Below are 21,754 nucleotides of genomic sequence, written 5' to 3' on the forward strand. Positions count from 1 at the left end.
CTTACTTTCGCTTTTAGTCAAAAATGGGGAATTAAAAATATGCATAAGGCCACACTGAAGATCGGCGTCGCAGCCGTGTTGTCCACCCTGGCATTTAGCGTCTACGCCGCTGAAGACGATACTGTCGCCGCACCGGCCGATGCGGCCTCGCCTAACGTCGGGGCGGTGATCGTGACGGGCACGCGCTCGAGCGGCATCAAGGTCGAAAACAGTGCTTCGCCGATCCAGGTGCTGGATTCGGCCTCGCTGGCGCGCACCGGCCAGCCCGACCTGATCCAGGCGCTGGCGCAGAATCTGCCGTCCTTCACGGCGCAGGCTTTCGGCGGCGACGCTGCCAATCTGACGCTGTCGGCGCGCCTGCGCGGCCTGAGCCCGAACAACACGCTGGTGCTCATCAACGGCAAGCGCCGCCACGGCACCGCCAACCTTGCCGTTCTGGGTGGACCTTACCAGGGCGGCGCGGCGGCTGATCTGAACTACATTCCGGTATCCGCCATCGACCACATCGAGGTGTTGCAGGATGGTGCGGCCGCGCAGTATGGCTCCGACGCGATTGCCGGCGTGATCAACATCATCCTCAAATCGAATAACCACGGCGGCACCGCCACCGCCAACGGCGGCGGCTACTCCGATGGCGGCGGCCGCACCCTGGACGGCAGCGCCAACATCGGCGTCGAGCCGTTCCAGGACGCTTTCCTCAGCCTCACCGCGGAATCCAAATACCACGGCTACAGCGACCGTGGCGGCATCGATCCACGCGTGGTCGATCCGGCCAACGTCGCGCTGTACCCCGGCATGTTCCAGGAGCCGGGCTACCCGCACGTCAACAAGATCCAGGGCGACGCACAGTATCACCTGAGCGTGGTCGCCGCCAACTTTGGCTGGGATATATCGCCGGACAGCCAGTTGTATGCGTTTGCCACCGCCGGCCGCAAGGAAGCGCGCGCGTACGAGAACTACCGCCTGCCGAGCCGCCTGCCGAAGATCTATCCGACCGGCTTCTCGCCGAAGGAAACCATGAAGGAAGAGGACTTCGCCTTCACCGGTGGTTACAAGACCAAGGCCGCAGGCTGGAACATCGACCTGAGCTCGACCTATGGCCGCGACAAGGCGCGCATCGGCGTGGCCGATTCGGGCAACGTCTCGCTGTTTAACGACACCGGCTTCACGCCGACCGTGTTCAGCGCCGGCGCCTTCATCGCCAGCCAGCTGACCACCACGCTGGAAGCGTCGAAGGAATTCGACATCGGCTGGGCCAAGCCGCTCAACATCGCCGGTGGTATCGAGCACCGCATCGACAAATACGAAATCGAAGCCGGCGACGAAGCGTCGCGCTACAAGGAAGGTTCGCAGTCGTATCCGGGCTTCTCGCTGACCGACGCCGGCAGCCATCGTCGCACCAACAAGGCGGCCTATCTGGACTTCGCCGGCAATCCGATCGCCGATCTGACGCTGGATCTGGCGGCGCGCTATGAACACTTCAGCGATTTCGGTAACGCCAAGGTGGGCAAGTTCACCACCCGCTACGATTTCTCGCCGGTGGTGGCGTTGCGCGGTACCGTGTCCAACGGTTTCCGGGCGCCGACGCTGGCCGAGTCGTACTACTCGGCCACCAACGTCTCGCCGGGTTCGGCCTTCGTCCAGCTGGCGCCGAATTCGGCTGGCGCCAAACTGGTGGGCGTCGATGGGCTGAAGCCTGAGCGTTCGACCAACTTCAGCGTCGGGCTGGTATTGAATCCGGCGTCGAACCTGTCGATGACGCTGGACGCCTACCAGATCACCATCCGCGACCGCATCGTCGGTAGTGGTGCGTTGAACGGTTCCGGTGCGGACGTGGTGTCGCCAGCCGTCGTGGCAGCCATCAAGGCCAACGGCAACGTGCTCGATTCGTCGGTGACCACCACCGGCATCAACATCTTCTCGAACGCGGTCAACACCCGCAGCCGCGGTGTGGAATTCGTCACCACGCTCAATGAGCGTTATGGTACGGCGGGCTCGGTGGACTGGTCGATCGCGGCCAACTACAACAAGGTCGAAGTGATCAAGATCAATCAGGTGCCGGCGCAGCTGCTGCCACAGACCTTGCTCGACAGGACCGCGATCTCCGATCTGGAAACCGCATCGCCGAAAATGCGTCTCAACCTCGGCGCGCTGTGGAAGATCGGTAACTGGACCGTCAATCTGCGCGAAGCGATTTACGGCAAATCGTCCGAATGGCAGCACCCGGACGGTTCCAGCAACTACTACCTGACCAAGATCGCCACCAAGGCCATCACCGATCTGGAAGTGGGCTACAAGTTGAACAGCGCCTGGTCGCTGGCGGTGGGCGCCAATAACCTGTTCAACACCTACCCGAATGGTATCAATCCGGGAATGCTGGCGGAGCAGCGCGGCAACAACGACAACGGCGCCGTGACCGTTCTGCCAAGCTTCTCGCCGTTCGGCATCAATGGCGGCTACTACTACGCGCGCGCCAACTACAAGTTCTAAGCGGGGGCTTAGTTGCTTTGGGGTCGTCCTTCGGGGCGGCCCTTTTTTTTGGTGTAGCATGGCGGCTCTCGTTGGAGGATTGCGTGCATGTTGAAAAAGATCGATAGAACTTTGCTGGCGGCGGCGCTGGCCGGCAGTGTGGGCGGTGCTGTTGCGGCGCCCATGACCTTGCAGGATTACCTGGCGCTGAGCGGCCCGGCGCCGACGCGCCATGTGGCGTATGGTGCGGCGCCGTCGCAGTTTGCGGAGCTGTTCCAGCCGCATGGCGACGGCCCGTTTCCGGTCGCAGTGATCATCCATGGCGGCTGCTGGACCAAGGAATTCGGCGGCATCACGCAGATGCGCAATATGGCCGGCGATCTGGCCGGGCAGGGCATCGCGGTGTGGAATGTGGAGTACCGCCGCTACGACGAGGAGGGCGGAGGCTATCCGGGCATGTATCACGACGTCGCCACGGCCATGGACCGACTGCGCCTGCTGGCTGCGGAGCACAAGCTCGATCTGTCGCGCGTGGTGCTCGTTGGGCACTCGGCCGGCGGCCATCTGGCACAGTGGGCCGCGGCGCGGGCGCGACTGCCGCGCAGCAGTCCTTTGTACACGGCCGATCCGCTGCCGGTGCCGGTGGTGATCAGCCTTGGCGGCCTGGCCGACTTGCGCAACGAGCAGGCGCTGATCAAGTCCAGCTGTGACCGCGATATGGTGCAACTGGCCGGCGCGGCCAGCGCCGAACGCCCTGATATTTTCAGCGATACGTCGCCGGCGGAGTTGCTGCCGGTCGGCGTGCGCACGGTGCTGATTCACGGCGAGCACGATAACATCTCGCCGCTGCGCGTGGGCCAGGATTATGCGCGCCGCGCGCAGGCTGCCGGCGATGCGGCGGAAGTGGTGTCGCTGCCCGGCGGCAGTCACTACGATGAGGTGGCTGCGACGTCGCCGGCATGGCGCATCGTCTCGACGCACATCCGCAAGGCATTGGGGCTGGCGCCTCGATGAGCCAAGGGCGCGCGGTCAATATCGCGTTTGTCCTCCTGCTGCATCTGGCGTTGCTGTGGGCGTTGACGCGTCCGCTGGCGCAGCGCGTTGGGTACGATGAGCGGATATGGATCCATTGGCTGACGCCTGTGGCGCCAAGGCCGCAGGAGCGAACCGCGCCTCCTCAGCGAGCAGCGACGCGGCAGCCGGTAATGGCGCCGCCGGTAGCGCGCCTGCCGGCGCAGGGGGAGCCGGCGCCGGTCGCCGCCACGCAGGATTCTGCCGCCGCCGCACCGCCCGCCGCCGCCGAGCCGCCGCGTGACGACCACGCACTGTTCGCCGAATCGCCCGCGCCGGGCAAGCTGCCGCCCGATGTCATGCAGCAGGCGCTGAAATCCATCGGTGACATCGACCGCCAGCTGCGCGCGGAAAATCCGCAAGCCTTTAGCGCGCCGGCGAATTCCACCAATGCGCGGCTGGCCAAGGGCATCGCGGCCGCGCATGCGGCGGTCAAGCCCAAGTGGTTTGAGCCTGCGCGCATAGAGTTGATCAGCCCACCCAACGATCCAAACCGCATCTACCGCGTGACCACCGCACTGGGGGACTACTGCTTGTACTACGCCGACAAGAACAGCGCCATCGGCTCCGCCAAGAGCGGCCAGGTCGGCTTCGGCCAGCCGAAAGCGGCGCCGTGTCCGATCCCGTTCTAGCGCTACCTAACCTAGCGGTAATTTGACAAAAAAACAAAGGATGCCAAGAATGCACGCTCTTGCATCCTTCTGACTTTGTCCATGAAATTGAAATTGCTTGCCCTGCTGTGCGCCGCTGCGCTGCTGTCTCAACCTGCGCTGGCCGCCGATGATGGCATCGATACCTCGGTGACCACGCTGAAGAACCAGCAGACCTTTGTGGTGCAGCGCGACGGCAGCTACGTCCAGGATTTTGAAGAGCTGGTGCAGATTAACGAGCAGCGCGCCGTGGAGCACCAGGCGCAGCGCCGCTTCCATTTCAACCGCACACTGGAAGATGTGGAGGTCATTGAAGCCTACACCGAGAAGCCGGACGGCCGCCGCATCCCGGTGCTGCCGGAGCAGATCAAGCTGCAAAATGAGCCAGCCTACAACGGCGCGGCCATGTTCCAGGACATGCAGGTCAAAAGCGTGATCTACGCCGATGTGGCGGTGGGCGACAAGCTGTATTCGAAGACCCGCAAGACGCGTCGCAGTGCCTATTTTCCGGGTCAGTTCAGCGACATCACCTATCCGCTGTTCCGCCGCACCGAGCAACTGACGCTGATCTACGACATGCCGGCCGGGATGACGCTGAAGGCGGACGATCCCGGCTTCAAAGCCAGCGCGCCGCAGCAGCACGACGGCCGCACTGTCTACCGCTGGGACTACGTGCAGGCGCCGACGCCGCGCATCGAGGCTGGATCAATCGCCTACGCCGACTATGGCCGCCATCTGATCGTCTCGACCTTCAACAGCTACGGTGAAATCGGCCTGGCCTACGACCGTACCGCAGCGCCGGCGGCGGCGGTGACGGCGCGCATTGCCGCCAAGGCGCGCGAAGTGGTAAAAGGGTTGAGCGATCCGCGCGCGCAGGCCATGGCCATCGATAACTGGGTGCGCAAGAACGTGCGCTATGTTGCGGTCTACATCGGCAACGGCGGCCTGGAGCCGCACAGCGCAGAGTCGATACTGGACAACCGCTATGGCGACTGCAAGGATCACGTGGTGCTGATGGAAGCGATGCTGCGCGCGGTCGGCATCGACAGCACGCCGGCGCTGATTAACCTGGGTTGGTCGTTCAAGCTGGCGCCGGTGGCGCAACTGGGGCAGTTCAATCACGTCATCACCTACATCCCGAAGCTGGACCTGTATCTCGATTCGACGGCGGAGAGCATCGCCGCCGGCTATCTGCCGGGGGATGATCTGGACAAGCAGGTGATCCTGACCCGCAGCGGCCAAATGGGGCACACCCCGGTAACACAGCTGATCAAGATCAAGAACCACTACACGGTGAAGATTGCGGCCGATGGTTCGGCCACATTCAACTTCACGCGCGACCAGCTGGGTGCGTGGGAAGAGGCGGTGCGCAACGAACATCGCAACTGGGGCAAGGCCGATCAGGTGCGCTTTGTTGAAGAGTTGCTGAAGTCCGCCACCATCAAGGGCCGCGGCGAGGTGGTGCTGGGCGACCTGAGTGATGCGGCCAGCGGCAAGGGCTATCGCTTTAGCCTGAAGGGCAGCGGCGACAACTGGGTCTATTTGCCAGGTCCGGTCGGCGTGCCGGCGTACAGCAGCCTGTATGTGGGACTGGCGCAGCAGGTGCTCGGCCTGACTAACGAGGCTACCCGCACCCAGCCCTATCTGTGTCCGGAAAACGATTATGAGGAAGATGCGAGCTACGAGTTCCCCGCCAATGCCACGCTGCTGGCGGTGCCGCCGGATGTGCATCTGGCCAGCCCATACTTCCAGTACAGCGCCGAGTTCCGCCAGGTGGACGGCAAGCTGTTGATCAAGCGCGCCTTGAAGAGCGGGAAGGATGGCACCCGCGTGTGCACGCCGGAAGACTATCTGGCGATGCAGGCCGATATCAAGAAAATGGTGCGCGACCTGCGCAGCCAGTTCATCTTGCAGGTGCCGGAAGCGGCCAGTCCGGCGGTGGGTGCCAACTGAGCTGCCGGCTCAGGCGCGCGTCAGCGGCAGCCATAACGTGAAGCGGGTGCCGCTGCCATCGCACGCCCAGTCCACGCGGCCGTTGACGCTGCGGGCGCGCCGCTGCTGATTGCGGATGCCGCGCCCGCCCGGCGATTGCAGCGTGGCGGCCAGGTCGAAGCCGCCGCCGTTGTCGCTGACGGTCACCTGTACGCCATCGCCCTCGACGTCGTGCCGGGTGCTGAGACGGATTTCGGTCGCCGGCGTGTGGCGCAGGATGTTGGCGATGCTCTCCTGGATGATGCGCAGGATGCTCAGCGCGCTGCCCGGTTCCAGCCATGGCAGCGGCGGCAGGTCGCGGATTTCCCAGCGCAGCGTGATGCCGGTGCCTTCCAGCCGTGGCTCCAGCCGGAAGCGCAAGGAACCCAATAACATCAGCAGGTCGGCTTCGATCGGCTCCATCGAGTCGATGGTCAGCTTCAGGTCATCCAGGCAGTCTTTCAGGATCTGCGAAATCTTTTGCGTGCTGATGTCGGTCTGGTCGACCGAGCGGATAGCGTTGATCAGCGACGATCCCAGGCCGTCGTGCATGTCCTGCATCAGCCGCTGGCGCTCGTCGCTGATGGTCTGGCGGTTGGCGGCTTCGCGCAGCTGACTGTGGATGATTTCCAGTTCCGCTTCGCATTTTTGCAGCCGCTGTTCCAGGCTGGCGTTACTGTTCTCCATGCCGCGAATGGCGTTGACGTAGCGGCGCGCCATCAGTATGCCGAACATGCAGAAGGTGACGGCATTGGTGTAGGCGCCGGTGAACCAGCCCTCGGCGCTGGCGACGTGGTTGTGCATCAGCCAATCGGGCACGCCCAGCAGCGTGCACAGGCCCAGGCCCGCCGCCAGCAGCAGGCCTTCACGCGACCGGCGCCATGAACACGCGGCGGCGACGATGCAGACCGTGGCCGCCATGACCACCACCACCGCGTACACCAGCGGCACCAGCACAGAGGTGGACGGATACACCGGCAGGATCGCCACCAACGGCATCGACAGCACGGTGATGGCGGCGCTGACGCCGACCAGCACGCGCGTCAGCCAGACCAGCGGGCGGCCATGCAGCTTGCGCAGGAACAGGTGCAGCACCGTCACCAGCCAGAACAGGGCGTTGGCGGTGAGCCAGGCGAACCAGCCGCCGGTGACCGGCAGGCTGAGATAGTAGTGCAGGTGGCCGACAAACGACGCTGCGGCCAGGTAGAAGAACAGCAGGTACTCGTACTTGTGGCGGCGGATCAGCCACACCGCCAGCGAGAACAGGCCGACCAGCAGGAAGGCGGCATTGAGCGTGGCCGGCAGCTCGCGCTGTAACCACAGGCGCGTGTAGTAGCGGCTATGCAGCGCGTCGCTGGCGCCGAACCATAGCGAGGACAGTGCCACCCGGCTATGCGCCTGATGCTCCAGCCGCACCAGGATTTCGCGCACCGGGGCGGCATCGGTGTCGGAGTCCAGCGTGATCCACAAGGGTGTGAACGGGCTGTCCCACAATGGGCCTTGCTGCTGCGCGCGGTGCGCCAGCCGGCCGTTGACGTAGACCGCGATCGTGCCTTCCACCGTGACGCGGGCGCCGTAGATCGCCAGCGGTCCGCTGGTCTGCGCGCTTGCCGGCACCGTAACCCGGATCCAGGTGGTGTCGATGTCGTCGGCGCGGCGGTCGCCGCGCGGCAGGGTTGACGGGAGTGTCAGTGGATGCCATGGGCCGGGCAGGTTGGCGCTGTCGATGCTGGCCGGTGGTGCGGTATAGCGGTCGGTCGTAGTCACCAGCCAGCTAGCCGCAGCTAGGTGCTGCGGCGCGGACTGCGGCTCGGCGCTGGCCGGTGCGGCCAGCAGCATCAGCGCACAGGCTAACGTCGCAGCGGCGATATCCAGTACGCGCCGCATCAGTATTCGTTGTATTTGCGGGCGTCGCCGCGCACGGTGTCGGCTGGATATTTGATGGCGTTGAGCGCCATTTTCTCGACGGCGGCGGCGTGCAAATCGACTTGCATCTTGTCCGCCAGCTGCACCAGGTAGAGCAGCACGTCGGCCAGCTCGTGGCGGATGGCGGTGCGCTTGCCGTCATCCAGTTCGGTGGCGGCGCCGGTTTGCAGCCACTGGAAATGCTCGGCCAGCTCGGCTACCTCCACCGACAGCGCCATGGCCAGGTTTTTGGGCGTGTGGAACTGTTCCCAGTCGCGGGCTTGGGCGAATTGGCGCGTGCGCTCGCGCAGGTCATGCAGGTCGGGCAGGTTGGCGGTTGTCATGACCGCTATGGTACACCGCCGATTCTGCGTTTCATCCCTCTTTTTCGACCGTTTATCGCATCTGCGGGTTGGGCGGCGGGGCCGCTGGCTATAGTGGCAACACTTTACTATTTTAAGGACACCCATCATGCGCCGCACTGTCATCGCTCTCGCTTCCCTCGCCATCCTCGCCGGCTGCGCCGTTATCGTGGTGCCGGATGGCGATGGCGGCATGTCGTACAAATCGGCGTATGGCGGCAACGCGGTGCAGGGCGATGGCAAGGTCGTGGTGGAAAACCGCCAGGTCGCGACGCTGGATGGCTTCGACGTCAATGGTCCGATGCAGGTCGACGTGCGCGTGGGGCAGGCCACCGGCCTGCAACTGGAAGGCGACAGCAATATCCTGCCGCTGATCCGCACCGATGCCAGCGGCGGCACGCTGCGCGTCTGGATCGAAGGGAATATCCGCACCAGCAATCCAATCCGCATCACCTACAGCACGCCGGCGCTGCGTCACCTGTCGGCCAACGGTTCGGGCTCGATGGTGGTCAGCGGCCTGAATGGCACGCCGCTGGAACTGGCGCTGAACGGTTCGCGCTCGGTGCGCCTGAGCGGTAACGTCGAGCGGCTCGATGCGCGCCTGAACGGTTCCGGCGGACTGAATGCCTCGGGCCTGGACAGCGGTTCCACCGTCGCCCGCCTGAATGGTTCCGGACGACTGGACCTGGGCCGCATCAATGGCGAGTCGCTAAACCTGGATCTGCGCGGTTCCGGCGGCGCCAACGCCAGCGGCAGCGTGCGCAATGTCACGGTGCGCCTGAACGGCTCCGGCAGCGCCGACCTGGCCAGCCTGACCAGCCAGAGCGCGGACCTGAACAGCAATGGCTCCGGCGGCATTTCGGCCACCGTCACGCAGTCTGTGGTGGCCTACTCCAACGGCTCCGGCGGCGTGACGGTGTACGGCAATCCGGCCCAGCGCAATGTCAGCGGCAAGCACGTCACCGTCGTGAATTAACAGCTGATCTAACGCACCTTGAAGAACGCCATCGAACTTTGCAGCTGCTCGGCTTGACCGCTCATCTCCTCGGCGGTGGCGGCCAGTTGCTCGGAGCTGGAGGCGTTCATTTGCGTGGTCTGGCTTAACTGGCTCATGGCGGAATTGATCTGCCCTGCGCCAGCCGACTGCTCCTCCGACGCCGCCGTAATCTCCTGCACCAGGTCCGAAGTGCGTTTGATATTCGGCAGCATGGTGTCCAGCAACGCGCCGGCCTTCTCGGCCAGGCTCACGCTGCCCGACGCCACCTGTTCGATTTCCTGCGCCGCCACCTGGCTGCGTTCCGCCAGCTTGCGTACCTCGGCCGCCACCACGGCAAAGCCCTTGCCATGTTCGCCCGCGCGCGCCGCCTCGATCGCCGCGTTCAGCGCCAGCAGGTTGGTCTGGTAGGCGATATCGTCGATGATGCCGATTTTCTTGGCGATCTCGCGCATCGCCGTCACGGTGGAGCGCACCGCCGCGCCGCCTTCTCCCGCTTCCTGCGCGGCCTTGCCGGCCATGCCGTCGGTGACCTTGGCGTTCTCGGTGTTCTGCGCGATGGAGGCCGACATCTGCTCGATGGCGGCGCTGGATTCCTCCGCTGCCGCCGCCTGTTCGCTGGCTCCCTGCGACAGCGACTGCGCCGTCGCGCTGACTTCTTCCGAGGCGCTGGCCAGGGCCTCGGCGCCGTCGTTGACTTCTCCCACTACCCGCGACAGGTTGCCGACCATGCTGTGCATCGCCGCCAGCAGGCTGGTGGTGTCGCCTTGCTTGATCTGCACCGTGACGGTCAGGTCGCCGTTGGCCACGCGGTTGACGATGTCGGCGGCGTAATCCGGTTCGCCGCCCAGTTGCTTGAGCAATGCGCGCGCGATCAGGACGCTGATCAGCGCCACCACCACCAGCGTGCCGGCGGCGATGAAGATGGAGGTGCGCGCCGCCGCCTTCTTAGCCGCCGCGCCGCGTTCCGCGCCTTGCTGTCCCAGTTCGACGTTGTAGTCGAAGTGGTTGTCGAGCAGCGCCTGCATCACCTGGATCTCCGGCCGCGCCGCCTCCAGTGCAATGCGCGCCTTGTCATTGTGGTTGTTGCGCGATTCGGTCAGCACCGCCTCGATCTGCGGCTGGATCCTGGCCCACGAGGCTTTTTCCTTGTCGAGGATGGCCTTGTCCTTGTCGTCGGCCAGCAGCGGCTCGTATTTCTTCATGCTGTCGTCGACCAGCTTGCGCATCTCGGTGATGCCGTTGTCCAGTTCCGGGAATTTCTTGTCATCGGTGTTGAGCACATGCTGGTTGACGCGGATGCGCATGCGTAAAAAGCTGTCGCGCAGTTTGTCGATCACCACCAGGCTGGGCACGGTGTTGATGGTGGAGTAATTGGCGGCGTCGTAGACCTCTTCCATCTGGTACTGGCTCAAACCGGCCATCAGCACGATGCCCGTCAACGCGGCTGCGGCCAGCAGTCCCATTTTTTGCGCAACACTCAGTTTCATTGCATCCCCCATTTATAGTAGGTGGCTAGACGACGGCTGCCACGACCGTACTGCTTTGTAAACTTGTGATGAATGACGCCAGCGGCATCGGCCGCGCGTACAGGTAGCCTTGCATGCAGGCGCAATCGTGGGCGCTCAGGAAATCGGCCTGGGCCTGCGTTTCCACGCCCTCGGCCACCACGCGCAGGCCGAGATGGCCGGCCATCGCCAGGATCGATTGCACCAGCGCGCGGCTGCTAGCGTCTTCCGGCGTGTCCATGATGAAGCTGCGGTCGATCTTCAGCTCATACAGCGGCATCTTCTTCAGGTACGCCATGCTGGAATAGCCGGTGCCGAAATCGTCGATCGAAAAGCGCAGGCCCATTTCGGTCAGCCGGTGCATGCGGGCGATGGTGTCGTCCATTTTGTCGATCAACAGGCCTTCGGTCACTTCCAGCACCAGCAGCGCGGCCGGCGCGCCGGTATCGGCCAGCACCCGCTGCACCTGCTCGACAAAATCAACCTGGCGGAATTGGGTCGGACTGACGTTGACCGACAGCGGCATCGCCAGTCCGGCCACCTGCAATTCCAGCACGGCGTGGCAGGCCTGGCGCAAGGCCCACGCACCCAGTTCGACGATCAGGCCCGATTCCTCTGCCACCGGGATGAAGACCGAGGGCGGGATCATGCTGCCATCCGCCAGCGGCCAGCGCATCAGCAGTTCTCCGCCGACCGCGCGGCCGTGGCGGTCGACCTGCGCCTGCACATGCATCTGCAATTCGCCGTTGGCCAGCGCGGCGGCCAGGTCGTGCTCCAGCGTCAGGCGGTGTTCGACTTCGGCTTGCATCGCCATCTCGAAGAAGGCGATGCCGTTGCGGCCATTGGACTTGGCGCGGTACATGGCGGTATCGGCTTCGCGCAGCAGGTCTTGCGCGGTCTGGCCGGGGGCGCCGGGCCGTGGCAGCATGGTGACGCCGATGCTGGCGGTGGAGTTGTAGGTCTGGCCTTCGATGTCGAGATCCTGGCCGATGGTGTTACGGATTTTTTCCGCCACCGTCTGCGCCGCGTGGGTGGCGCCGGGCAGTTCGTGCGACAGGTGGCCGAGCAGCACCACGAATTCGTCGCCGCCGATGCGCGCCACGGTATCGGCCTTGCGCATCAATTTGCTCAGGCGCGCGGCGGCGTTGCACAGCAGGGCGTCGCCGATGGCGTGGCCGCGCGCGTCGTTGATGGTCTTGAAGCGATCGAGGTCGATGAACATGACTGCGCTATAAGTGGCGCCGCGCTCGGAGCTGGCCAGCAGCTTGTCGATGCGGTCCATCAGCAGGCGGCGGTTGGGCAGGCCGGTGAGCACGTCGAAGAAGGCCAGGCGGTGGATGTCGTCCTGCGATTTTTTGCGCTCGGTGATGTCGCGCTCCACCGCCACCCAGTGGGTGTTAACGCCGCCTTCGTCGGCGAACGGCACCAGTTCCGTCTCCACCCAGTACGCGTTGCCGGTCTTGGTGTAGTTGAGCAGTTCGGCGCGCACGGTTTCGCTGCGCGCCATGGCGCGTTCGATGGTGTCGACCACCGCCGGATCGGTATCGGGACCGCGCAGCAGGCGCAGGTCGCGGCCGATCACTTCGTCGCGGCGGTAGCCGGTGCGGCGCTCAAACGCTTCGTTGACGAAGATGATGTGCTGGTCGTGGTCCTGTCCCACCTGGGCGATCAGTACCATGTCGTTCAGGCGCGCCACGGCGGCGGAGGTCAGGCGCAGTTCGGCGTTGAGGTCGGACAGCTTGTCGAACGAGCGTTCCAGGTGCTGCAGCAGCACCGCGCACGACAGCGTGAGGATCGCCGTCATGAAGCTGAAGTTGAGGGAGATGATGGCGGCGCGCAGGAAGCCGTTGTCCGGCAGGCCGGCGAGGTGCAGGTTGGCGTTGTCGTTAAAGCCCAGCACCATGACGATCAGCGCGGTCAGGACCAGCATGACCAGCGCCGGGCGCAGTCCAAGCAGCAGCGCCGCCAGCACCGGCACCGCCATCAGGTAGATCTGGCTGACCGGTCCCACCTTGAACAGCAGGGCGATGCCGACCACGATGGCGACGCCGAGGAAATTGACCACGCGCGCCGTGTAGGGCAGGCTGCGCCAGCGCCAGATGGCGCCGATCCACAGCAGCGCCACAACATCCACGACGGCGATCGACCACATGCCCTCGCTGGCGGCCAGCAGTGCGCTGGGAATCGCCGTGAATAATCCGAGCACAAACACCACCAGCAGCAGCTTGGCAAAGATCTGTGCGCGCCAGTGTGCGATGTCGTTTGCCACAGCCACGAAGCGAGTCTCCCGGATGCGTTGCGGTTCTTATTAAACTGATAGTACCCGCATTCGCTACCGGTGTCACCGAGCAACTTACTCCGTCACTTAGTCGCCGGCCTTGACGTTGCCGATACCGGACACCGACTTGTTAACGGTCTTCGGATGGCCGTAGTAAGTCAGTTCGCCGATGCCCTTGGCCACGGCATTCAGCAGGTCTGTGGCATAAACGCTCACATTGCCGATGCCTTCAAAGCTGACGTCCACGCGCTCGGCCAGCAGTTTGCTGGTATCGACTTCGCCGACGCCGCGCGCGTTGACGCGCAGGTATTTGACCTTGCCGTTGGCGGCCAGCCGGCCGGCGCCCTGGTAGCTGATGTCCAGGCGGTCGGTATTGACCTTGTTGAGCAGGGTTTCGCCGGCGCCTTCCACCTTGACGCGGCTTAGCGCCGGCAGCGTGATGGTGATGCGCGGGTCTTTCAGCGTGCCCTTGTATACCTTCTCCGGCAAGGTGATCTGCAGTTCATTGTCGATCACTTCGGTTTTCAGGTTGGAGACGAATTTGTCCTCGCCGCTGATCAGCACCGACTGCGCCTTGCCCACTTCCACCGTCATGGCAAACGCGCCCTTGGCGTTGATGGCGATGAACGACGGCAGCGCGCGGGTGGAATCGGCCGCCTGCGCCTGGGTGGCGCTCAACGCACTCAAGGTGAACAGGGCGGGGATCAGGACGGCGGCAGCGGTACGGCGCATGATAATTCCTCGGTAAAGTTGTTTAATTCGACATGGTTGATTTTACTGAACTTGTTTGCCTCTGCCGAAAGTTTTGTGACGAACTGCCGAAAATGGGGGCTGTGTTGTTTGCCGGCGACTATTTCCTCTATAGTGAGGCGGACGCGGCCGTGTGCCGCTGCTTTTAGCGAGGACGATGTGGCATCTCAAACCGGCACCGTGATCCGCGTGGTCAGCGGCAATTTCATGGAAATGTTCGATTTCTTCCTGTTCGGCTTTTACGCCAACGCCATCGCCGCCGCGTTTTTCCCGGCCAGCGACGGCGTGGCGTCGCTGATGCTGACCTTTATGACGTTTGGCGCCGGCTTTTTGATGCGTCCGCTCGGCGCCATCCTGCTGGGCGCCTATGTCGACCGCGTCGGCCGCCGCAAGGGGCTGATCGTGACGCTGGCGCTGATGGCCGCCGGCACGCTGTTGATCGCCTGCGTGCCCGGCTACGCCAGCATCGGCTACCTGGCGCCGGCGCTGGTGCTGGTTGGCCGGCTGCTGCAGGGCTTTTCGGCCGGCGTGGAACTGGGCGGCGTGTCGATCTACCTGTCGGAGATGGCGACGCCGGGCAACAAGGGTTTTTATGTCAGCTGGCAGTCGGCTAGCCAGCAGGTGGCGGTGGTGGTGGCGGCGGCGCTGGGCTTCGCCTTGAACGCGCTGATGGCGCCGGCCGAGATCAGCGCCTGGGGCTGGCGCATTCCGTTCTTCGTCGGCTGCATGATCGTGCCGGTGCTGTTCTTCCTGCGCCGCTCGTTGCAGGAGACGGCCGCCTTTCAGGCCCGCAAGCGGCGGCCGGAACTGCATGAAATCTTCCGCTCGATGGTCAGCAACTGGGGCCTGGTCCTGTGCGGCATGATGCTGGTGTCGATGACCACCGTGTCGTTCTACCTGATTACGGTCTACACGCCGACCTTCGGCAAGAGCGTGCTGCACCTGAGCAGCACCGACGCGCTGGTGGTGACGGCGCTGATCGGCATCTCCAACTTCATCTGGCTGCCGGTGATGGGGGCGCTGTCGGACCGCATCGGCCGCCGTCCGCTGCTGCTGGGCGTGACCGTGCTGACGATTCTGACCGCGTATCCGGCGCTGCACTGGCTGGTACAGGCGCCGAGCTTCGGCCGCATGCTGGAGGTGGAATTGTGGCTGTCCTTCCTGTACGCCAGCTACAACGGCGCCATGGTGGTGGCGCTGGCCGAGGTGATGCCGGAAGACGTGCGCACGGTCGGCTTCTCGCTGGCCTACAGCCTGGCGACGGCGCTGTTCGGCGGCTTCACGCCGGCCATCGCCACCGGCCTGATCGCCTACACCGGCGATAAAAGCGCGCCGGGATGGTGGATGACGCTGGCCGCGGCGTGCGGCCTGTTCGCCACGCTGGTGCTGTATCGCCGCCAGGAGCGCCGGCTTCTGCACGTGGCCGGCGCATAACTGAAGATCAGTTCACCATCAGCCGCGCAGGCGCGCCATCAGCCGCTCGATGTCGATCTCCTGGATCAGCACATTGCCCTGGTTGGCCTTGATCAGGCGCGGCGCCAGCGCCATCTCGCCGCTGCTGAACGGCGACTCGGTCATGTCGGCGCTGTCGAATTGCTGCACCGAGTGCAGGTCGTCCACCAGCAGGCCGATGACCGTCGCGCCGCTGTGCACCAGCATTACCTGGCTGTTGTCGGTGACCGTGCCGGCTTTGCCGGTGGCCAGCAGCGCCAGGTCGAACACCCAGACGAAGTGCTTCTGGCCGCCGGCTAGCGGCACGTCCAGCATGCCCATGCGGGCAGCAGCCGTGGTACCTACGCCGGCGCTGGTGGTGCGCTGCACTTTGGCGAACGGCACCGCTTCCTGGATCTGCGTGGCGCGCAAGGCCATCAGCGTGCGGCCGGCGTAGAAGATGGCGAAGTCGGGACCGGTGTCGCGCAGGCGCTCGATGCGCACGGCGGCGCGCGCCGGCAGCTCGTGGCGCACCGGGCCGAAGGCTTGCAGCAGCACCGCAATCACCGGTTGCTCGATGCCGTCGACGGCGCGGAATTCGCGGTAGCCGGCGCTGCGGGTGCAGGCGGCAATCACGTACTGGCCGTCGTGCTGCATGATGCGCGAGATGCTGGCGCCGTTGCCGGCATCGGCTTGCGCCAAGAGGCCGGTATCCAGTTGCAGCACATCGCCCGGGGCGCAGGCGGCGTCGGTGCTGGACAGGATCTGGCCCTGCGGCGTGACGAAGTAGGCCCGCATATTGGCGCGGCTGGCGACGCCGCTGTGCAGCATGTTGAGCAGCTCCGGCCTGGCGTCGAACACGATGCCGATGCCACCGACCACGGTGCCGCTTTGCTCCGGATGGCGGATCGCCGCATGGTAGATGTAGGTGGCGTCGCCGCCATAGAAGGCCGACGGGCCGAAGCTCTCCGGGTAATGATCCAGTTCGCTGCGCAGCGCCGCCACGCGGCCCAGGGTGTCGCCGCTGATGTACTGGCCGACAATCTCGTCGCCGCCGGTGCTGGCGATGATGCGGCCGCCCCGGTCGTAGACGAACAGGCGCGCGTACACGGTGTACAGGCTGTTGATATAGGCCAGCACGTCGGCGATGGCCTTGGTCTGCGCATCGGACGGCTGCGCCAGCCCGCGCCGCAGCTGCGCCGACAAGGCCCACCAGCGGCAATCGTTGGCGCGTTCGTACAGGTTGCGGTCCAGCATATCGACCAGCAGTTGCGACGTCAGTTCGGCTTCGCTGATGCTGGAGGCCAGCACGGTCTGGTACAGGTCCTGAATCGAGTGCGAGAACAGCGCGTCGCTGCGCTCGCCCGTTTCGGTGATCTGGTCGAGCACCGTGTTGAGTTTGTTGATACCGCCCGAGTGGCTGCCGTCGGCGTTGACCTGGTCGTTGGCGGCGCTGGTGACCTTGCCATTCCAGACGATGCGCTCGATGGTGCGGGTGGTGCGGGTGACGGAGCTCATCAGCTCGTGCAGGGACGGGCTGAATGCCTGCGCATGCGACAGCAGGCCTTGCATCAGCGCCGGATCGACCTCGGCCAGCGACTGGCCGCCGCTGGTGCGGAATGCCAGATCGACCGGGATCATGAGCTGCGCTTTCCAACCGGCCGGGCCAGGGTAGCCCTGGTAGCCGTCCGAGCAGAAGGTGCGCACCAGGTATTCGCGGCCGCCGAACATCAGCAGTTGCGGCTGGCCGTCGGCGTTGGTGGGTACGCGCACGCCGGGCGGTATCCACAGCGGATCGGCGCTGCTGATCACATGGTCTTGCGCGTCCAGCAGCAGCATGTTGGCGCGCTGCGACGGGTCGCGGTAGGCGGCGAAGATGGCGTCCATCTCCTGCTCGAAATTGAAGCACAGGCACAGCACGCCCGCCGGTTCGCCGGTGTCCGGATGCAGCATGCGGTGCGAGTAGACCAGCGCGCGCGATTTGCCGGGACGCAGGTCGGTGGCGCGGAAGGTTTCGACATAGCCCTTGGCGTCCAGCGACTGTTGCAGCAGCGGGTCGCGGCTGTGCGTCACCGAGGTGGCCGGGTCGGCTTGCACCAGCACGCGGCCGTCCAGGTCCAGCAGCAGGATTTCGTCGTAGACGGTGTATTTGTCGCGGTAGTCGTGCAGGCGCTGGCGGGCGGCCTCCTTGTCGTCGTCAAGGCCGGCGACGAAGCGGCACAAATCGGCGTCGGTGGCGAGGAAGCCGACATCGGCGGTGCGCTCGAACAGGTTGCGCACCAGGATGTCGATCGCATACCGTGCCTGGGTGCCGAGTTCGGCCAGCACATGGCGCACTTTCTCCTGCACCAAATTGGCCACCAGCGCTTGTTCCAGATGCGCAAAACCGGTGCGCGTGGCCACCATGGCCGGCAGCAGCAGGCGGGCTTCGGCCGGGCAGTTCATCTTGGCGGACGACTCGATAAGTCGCCACATCTGATTCAGTTCCCGCAGCGAGAGTTCACAGCGGGCGACATCGGGCATATGGGGTAGGAATATGTCCGCGTCAGCTTTAAGGTAATTGGTCATTACGTCGGCTTGAACACAAAAAGTATTCGTAGAGCAATTAGTGTGCCAACACGGTAATTAAAGCCCAAACAAAAGGGTCTGACCCCGTACGGGGTCAGACCCTGGCCGCAGCGCTGTGCGGGGTCCTGCAGTCTACTTGTTGCTCAGGCATTCCTTCATGAAAGCCTTGCGGTCATCGCCTTTTTTACCGGTGGCGTCGACATTACATTTTTTCATTTTCTCTTGCTGGGTCAGCTTTGGCGCTTCGGCAGCGGCCGGCTTGGCGCTCAGGCATTCCTTCATGAAGGCTTTGCGCTCATCCCCCTTTTTGCCGGTCGCGTCCGCATTACAGGTTTTCATCTTGTTCTGCTGCGCCGTCGGCTCGGCCGCGAATACAGCGCCGCTCAGGGACAGCATCAGACCGGCTACAAATAGTTTTTTCATTGAAGTCCTCGCAAGTGAAACGTGGTGGTACGAGTGACTATACTGACATTCCAGCGCAATGTCCAAATGGCATTGCTAGTCGTCCACGAATACCACCGTCGTGCGTGGAGGAATGGTGAAGCTGCCGCTGGCGTTGTTGTAGGTGGCGCTGCGGGCCAGCGTGTCGCTGCTGGATTTGCGCTGCACCTTGTGTACTTTCAGCTGGCGGCCGGCCAGTTCCGGCACCGTGACGGTCTGCGCCGTCCTGGTGACGTTGAACAGCGTGACCACCGATTTGTATTTGGCGTCGTCGTAACGGCGCGGATGCTGGCCGTCGATGCTCATGACGATCACGCCTGGCACCTGCGCCGGACCGGTGTTGTGGAAGCGCAGGCGCTCGGCGACGTCCTTGGCTGTGCGCAGGCGGAACAGGCTGCTGTCCTGGCGGATCGCCAGCAGGTCGTTCATGTTGTTGCGCGCGCTGATGATGGCGCCGGTGTCCGGCTTGATCAGCGGATTGGCCAGCACCGGCGACATCAGCGGCCAGCTGGCCTGGTTGACCGCCGCTAGCGGCAGGCCGACGCCGAAGTTGTTCGACTGGTAGCTGTAATCGAGCTTGTTGAACCAGTCGCCCGCGTCGTAGCTGTCGCGGTCCAGCGATTTGGAGCGCAGGATTTCCTGGCCCGCGTGCAGGAAGGGCACGCCCTGCGACAGCACGGTGAACGCGGCGCCCAGGTTCTGCGCGCGCACGCGGTCGGCCAGGCTGGTGTTCTGCGGCAGGCGCAGGGCATTGATGTCGAACAGCGTCTGGTTGTCGTGCGCTTCGATGTAGTTGATGGTCTCCGACGGTTGCGCCGCAAAGCCGGCCTGCTGGCCGAAGTAGTCGATCTCCGAGTTCTTGCGCACGGCGCCGGTGCGGTCGGTGAAACTGTAGTCGCGCAGCGTGCCGGACAGCGCCACCTTGGCCAGGTCGCCCAGGCGCAGCAGGTCGTCCTTGGTCTGCGTCGACTGCGCGTTCGGATCGCTGTAGACGCCGTTGACCAGGCCTTGCTGCGAGATCAGCGCATCGCCGGTGTCGCAGCAGCCGCCGCCGCGCATGGTGTCGCGGATGCGGTCGTTGAACGAGCCGATGCCGCTGCCGTACATATTGGCCTGGCGCGCCTGCACGAAGCGGGCGTCGTTGCCGACGGTGCCGAAGTTCCACGCTTCGCCGTACAGGTAGATGTCGCGCCCGGCCGCTTTGTTGACAGCGGTTTGCAGCTGCTTCATCACCGCCAGCGGCGTGAAGCCCATGATGTCGAAGCGGAAGCCGTCGACCTGGTAGTCGCGCGCCCAGGTGCTGGTGGAGTCGATCATCAGCTTGGCCATCATGGCGTTTTCGGCGGCGGTGTCGGCGCAGCAGCTGTCGTTGGTGATGCCGCCGCCGGCGTTCAGGCGGTAGTAGTAGGTCGGCACGATCTTGTCCAGGATCGATAGCGGGCTTTGCTGCGAGGCGCTGGTGTGGTTGTAGACCACGTCCATCACCACCCGCAGCCCTTGCTCATGCAGGCCCTGCACCATGGCGCGGAATTCGCGCACGCGCACCGCGCCGTCGTTGGCGTTGGACGAGTAGCTGCCTTCCGGCGCCGTGTAGTGGACCGGATCGTAGCCCCAGTTGAAGCAATCGGTGCCGCGCGTGGCTTCCACCGCCGCCTGCTGGTCGGGCGCGTTGGCCGCGGCGTTGGGCACGGTCGGCGTGGTGCAGCCGGTTTCGTTGATGCTGGCGATGTCGAAGGTCGGCAGCAGGTGCACGTGGGTCAGGCCGGCCTGCTGCATGTCGCGCAGGTGGCGCATGCCGTTCGAGCGCTCGTCGGTGAAGGCCAGGTATTTGCCGCGGTGCGCGGCCGGCACCGTGGTGTCGCTGATGCTGAAGTCGCGGATGTGCAGTTCGTACAGCGCGATGTCGGTCGGGTAGTCGAGGCGCGGCACGCGGTGGTGGTCCCAGCCGTCCGGCTTCAGCGTGCGACTGTCCAGGTTGGCGACGAAGCTGCGCTGGCTGTTGGCGTTCAGGCTGAATGAGTAGGGATCGGTGACGGTGTTGCTGACCACTGTGTTGCCGGCCCAGCGCGACAGCACCTGCACGTTGTAGGTGTAGTAGTAGCGGTTGACCCAGCTGGCGTCCGGCGCGGTGTAGCTCCACACGCCGCTGACGGCGTTCCTGGTCATTGCACGCGTGACGGTGCTGGCGCTGCTGGCGTCGGGATACAGGTTGAGGCTGACCGATTTGGCGGTCGGCGCCCACACGCGGAAGGTCGGCGCGCCGTTGCGCTCGAAGCTGACGCCGAGCGTGGCGTTGGCGGCGGCGCCGGCAAACACGCTGTCCAACATGCCGCTCATTTGTAGCGACGTCACCAGCACCAGCTTGCCTGCCGCGTCGAATTGGGCGATGGCGAACTGGCTGCTGGCCTTGGCCGCGATGGTGGCGGCGTCGGCCGACGTCATGGCCAGGGCGGTGGCGCTGGCCAGGTGCGGATATTTCTGCTGCAACGCCGAGGGCAGGGCGCTGGCGCTGGTCAGCGCGATGCTGCCGTCGGCGCCGGTGACGCCATCGACATTGGAGCCGAGGCCGCCGTTGGCGGCGTAGTACAGCTTGTAGCTGGCGCCGGTGACCGGGGCGCCGGGCCAGGCCAGCGTGGTGGCGGTGAGCCAGTGCGCGCTGGCGCTGTTGAGGTTGCCGTAGCTGACGGCCGGCTGGCTGGGGTAGACGGTGCAGTCGCCTTCCAGCATCCAGACTTCCTGACCGACGGTGGCGATGTTGCTGTTGAAGGCAGCGGACTGGTCGCTGCCGCAGTTCTTGTTGCCGCTGCCGTCGGTGACCAGGAACCAGATCGCCGATTTGGTGGTGTTGACCGGGATGTCGACGTAGCCGCCGAAGCTGTCGCTCTGCGTCATCATGAAGCGGTCGGTGATCCAGGCCGAGCTGGGCGTGACCGGACCGTCCCACGAGTAGACGCCCCACTGGGCGGTGTCGTTCTGGGCGCGGTGGTAGTGCATGCGGATCGCGCCGGCTGCGACCGGGCTGGTTGCGGCGGTCACTGCCATGGTGCCGCCCTGAACCGTACGGGCAGCCAGGAGTTGCGGCGTGGCGGTGGTGCTGGCGGTATCGTTGCCGCCGCCACAGGCGGCCAGGGTGCCGAACGTGCCCAGTATCAGGGCGCGTTTCAGCTGTGAAACTAAACTACAGTTAAGTTTCATGCTTGTCTCCGTTGTTGTAGTGGGTTTTTGCCTCCAATCGTCTGTGGACTGGATGGGTTTGTAATATTACTACTTCAAAAAAGTACAAATGATAAATATTTGTATCGAGTGTGGCGCGTCTGGCACAAGCCATGCACAATAGCCTTTTCGACCATCTTTAC

The 21,754-nt window shown here is 64.5% G+C and carries 14 protein-coding genes; 6 read left to right on the forward strand and 8 right to left on the reverse strand.

All coding sequences use genetic code 11. The annotated features are described in order from the left end of the window. The first annotated feature begins 39 nt into the window (after nt 1-39). The 4 genes from HH213_RS14210 to HH213_RS14225 all read left to right on the forward strand — a co-directional run bounded on the left by HH213_RS14210 (nt 40) and on the right by HH213_RS14225 (nt 6,143). A complete protein-coding gene (locus HH213_RS14210; RefSeq protein WP_110846558.1) occupies nt 40-2,490 on the forward strand; it encodes a TonB-dependent receptor plug domain-containing protein in 2,451 nt (816 codons plus the stop codon). A gap of 87 nt (nt 2,491-2,577) precedes the next feature. Further along, nucleotides 2,578-3,483, forward strand: coding sequence for an alpha/beta hydrolase (locus HH213_RS14215; RefSeq protein WP_169112640.1), 906 nt, complete (start codon nt 2,578-2,580; stop codon nt 3,481-3,483). Next, a complete protein-coding gene (locus tag HH213_RS14220; protein WP_169112641.1) occupies nt 3,480-4,172 on the forward strand; it encodes a hypothetical protein in 693 nt (230 codons plus the stop codon). Before HH213_RS14215 ends, HH213_RS14220 begins: the two co-directional genes overlap by 4 nt. 81 nt (nt 4,173-4,253) lie before the next feature. Then, nucleotides 4,254-6,143 (forward strand): DUF3857 domain-containing protein, encoded by a 1,890-nt coding sequence (locus HH213_RS14225; protein ID WP_169112642.1) that lies wholly within the window; start codon nt 4,254-4,256, stop codon nt 6,141-6,143. 9 nt (nt 6,144-6,152) lie between these two features. On the opposite strand, the gene HH213_RS14230 is transcribed toward HH213_RS14225, so the two are convergent. Together HH213_RS14230 and HH213_RS14235 are read right to left on the reverse strand one after the other, a co-directional pair. Further along, a complete protein-coding gene (locus HH213_RS14230) occupies nt 6,153-8,048 on the reverse strand; it encodes a sensor histidine kinase (RefSeq protein ID WP_169112643.1) in 1,896 nt (631 codons plus the stop codon). Beyond that, nucleotides 8,048-8,410: a nucleotide pyrophosphohydrolase gene (locus HH213_RS14235; RefSeq protein ID WP_110846563.1), complete on the reverse strand. Its 363-nt coding sequence runs from the start codon at nt 8,408-8,410 to the stop codon at nt 8,048-8,050. Before HH213_RS14235 ends, HH213_RS14230 begins: the two co-directional genes overlap by 1 nt. A gap of 127 nt (nt 8,411-8,537) precedes the next feature. On the opposite strand from HH213_RS14235, the gene HH213_RS14240 reads away from it, so the two are divergent. Next, complete coding sequence (locus tag HH213_RS14240; protein WP_169112644.1) at nt 8,538-9,404, forward strand: GIN domain-containing protein; 867 nt, start codon at nt 8,538-8,540, stop codon at nt 9,402-9,404. 8 nt (nt 9,405-9,412) lie between these two features. Here the strand turns inward: HH213_RS14240 and HH213_RS14245 are convergent, their stop codons facing one another. The 3 genes from HH213_RS14245 to HH213_RS14255 form a co-directional block, all read right to left on the reverse strand. Further along, nucleotides 9,413-10,912 carry a methyl-accepting chemotaxis protein gene (locus HH213_RS14245; RefSeq protein ID WP_169112645.1) on the reverse strand — a complete coding sequence of 500 codons (1,500 nt, stop codon included), beginning with the start codon at nt 10,910-10,912 and terminating at the stop codon, nt 9,413-9,415. A gap of 25 nt (nt 10,913-10,937) precedes the next feature. Then, nucleotides 10,938-13,205 carry a putative bifunctional diguanylate cyclase/phosphodiesterase gene (locus HH213_RS14250; protein ID WP_169112646.1) on the reverse strand — a complete coding sequence of 756 codons (2,268 nt, stop codon included), beginning with the start codon at nt 13,203-13,205 and terminating at the stop codon, nt 10,938-10,940. Between the two features lie 90 nt (nt 13,206-13,295). Then, nucleotides 13,296-13,940: a GIN domain-containing protein gene (locus HH213_RS14255; RefSeq protein ID WP_169112647.1), complete on the reverse strand. Its 645-nt coding sequence runs from the start codon at nt 13,938-13,940 to the stop codon at nt 13,296-13,298. A gap of 225 nt (nt 13,941-14,165) precedes the next feature. Here HH213_RS14255 and HH213_RS14260 point away from each other — a divergent pair, with 225 nt between their 5' ends. After that, nucleotides 14,166-15,392 carry an MFS transporter gene (locus HH213_RS14260; RefSeq protein WP_229263468.1) on the forward strand — a complete coding sequence of 409 codons (1,227 nt, stop codon included), beginning with the start codon at nt 14,166-14,168 and terminating at the stop codon, nt 15,390-15,392. A gap of 18 nt (nt 15,393-15,410) precedes the next feature. Here HH213_RS14260 and HH213_RS14265 read toward each other — a convergent pair whose 3' ends face one another. The 3 genes from HH213_RS14265 to pulA all read right to left on the reverse strand — a co-directional run bounded on the left by HH213_RS14265 (nt 15,411) and on the right by pulA (nt 21,593). Continuing rightward, nucleotides 15,411-17,864, reverse strand: coding sequence for a chemotaxis protein CheW (locus HH213_RS14265; protein ID WP_229263430.1), 2,454 nt, complete (start codon nt 17,862-17,864; stop codon nt 15,411-15,413). Nucleotides 17,865-18,089: 225 nt separating this feature from the next. Next, nucleotides 18,090-18,380 carry a PsiF family protein gene (locus HH213_RS14270; RefSeq protein WP_169112648.1) on the reverse strand — a complete coding sequence of 97 codons (291 nt, stop codon included), beginning with the start codon at nt 18,378-18,380 and terminating at the stop codon, nt 18,090-18,092. Between the two features lie 75 nt (nt 18,381-18,455). Continuing rightward, entirely contained in the window at nt 18,456-21,593 is a 3,138-nt protein-coding gene (gene pulA / locus HH213_RS14275; RefSeq protein ID WP_169112649.1) for a pullulanase-type alpha-1,6-glucosidase, read from the reverse strand. Nucleotides 21,594-21,754: the final 161 nt, after the last annotated feature.

It is taken from the genome of Duganella dendranthematis (assembly GCF_012849375.1).
In the GTDB taxonomy this organism is placed as follows: domain Bacteria; phylum Pseudomonadota; class Gammaproteobacteria; order Burkholderiales; family Burkholderiaceae_D; genus Rugamonas; species Rugamonas dendranthematis.

Excerpts from the sequence above, each read along its gene's own strand:
- HH213_RS14210 (WP_110846558.1), top strand. The coding sequence starts at position 40 with ATGCATAAGGCCACACTGAAGATCGGCGTCGCAGCCGTGTTGTCCACC.
- HH213_RS14215 (WP_169112640.1), top strand. The coding sequence starts at position 2,578 with ATGTTGAAAAAGATCGATAGAACTTTGCTGGCGGCGGCGCTGGCCGGC.
- HH213_RS14220 (WP_169112641.1), top strand. The coding sequence starts at position 3,480 with ATGAGCCAAGGGCGCGCGGTCAATATCGCGTTTGTCCTCCTGCTGCAT.
- HH213_RS14225 (WP_169112642.1), top strand. The coding sequence starts at position 4,254 with ATGAAATTGAAATTGCTTGCCCTGCTGTGCGCCGCTGCGCTGCTGTCT.
- HH213_RS14230 (WP_169112643.1), bottom strand. The coding sequence starts at position 8,048 with ATGCGGCGCGTACTGGATATCGCCGCTGCGACGTTAGCCTGTGCGCTG.
- HH213_RS14235 (WP_110846563.1), bottom strand. The coding sequence starts at position 8,410 with ATGACAACCGCCAACCTGCCCGACCTGCATGACCTGCGCGAGCGCACG.
- HH213_RS14240 (WP_169112644.1), top strand. The coding sequence starts at position 8,538 with ATGCGCCGCACTGTCATCGCTCTCGCTTCCCTCGCCATCCTCGCCGGC.
- HH213_RS14245 (WP_169112645.1), bottom strand. The coding sequence starts at position 10,912 with ATGAAACTGAGTGTTGCGCAAAAAATGGGACTGCTGGCCGCAGCCGCG.
- HH213_RS14255 (WP_169112647.1), bottom strand. The coding sequence starts at position 13,940 with ATGCGCCGTACCGCTGCCGCCGTCCTGATCCCCGCCCTGTTCACCTTG.
- HH213_RS14260 (WP_229263468.1), top strand. The coding sequence starts at position 14,166 with ATGGAAATGTTCGATTTCTTCCTGTTCGGCTTTTACGCCAACGCCATC.
- HH213_RS14265 (WP_229263430.1), bottom strand. The coding sequence starts at position 17,864 with ATGTGGCGACTTATCGAGTCGTCCGCCAAGATGAACTGCCCGGCCGAA.
- HH213_RS14270 (WP_169112648.1), bottom strand. The coding sequence starts at position 18,380 with ATGAAAAAACTATTTGTAGCCGGTCTGATGCTGTCCCTGAGCGGCGCT.
- pulA (WP_169112649.1), bottom strand. The coding sequence starts at position 21,593 with ATGAAACTTAACTGTAGTTTAGTTTCACAGCTGAAACGCGCCCTGATA.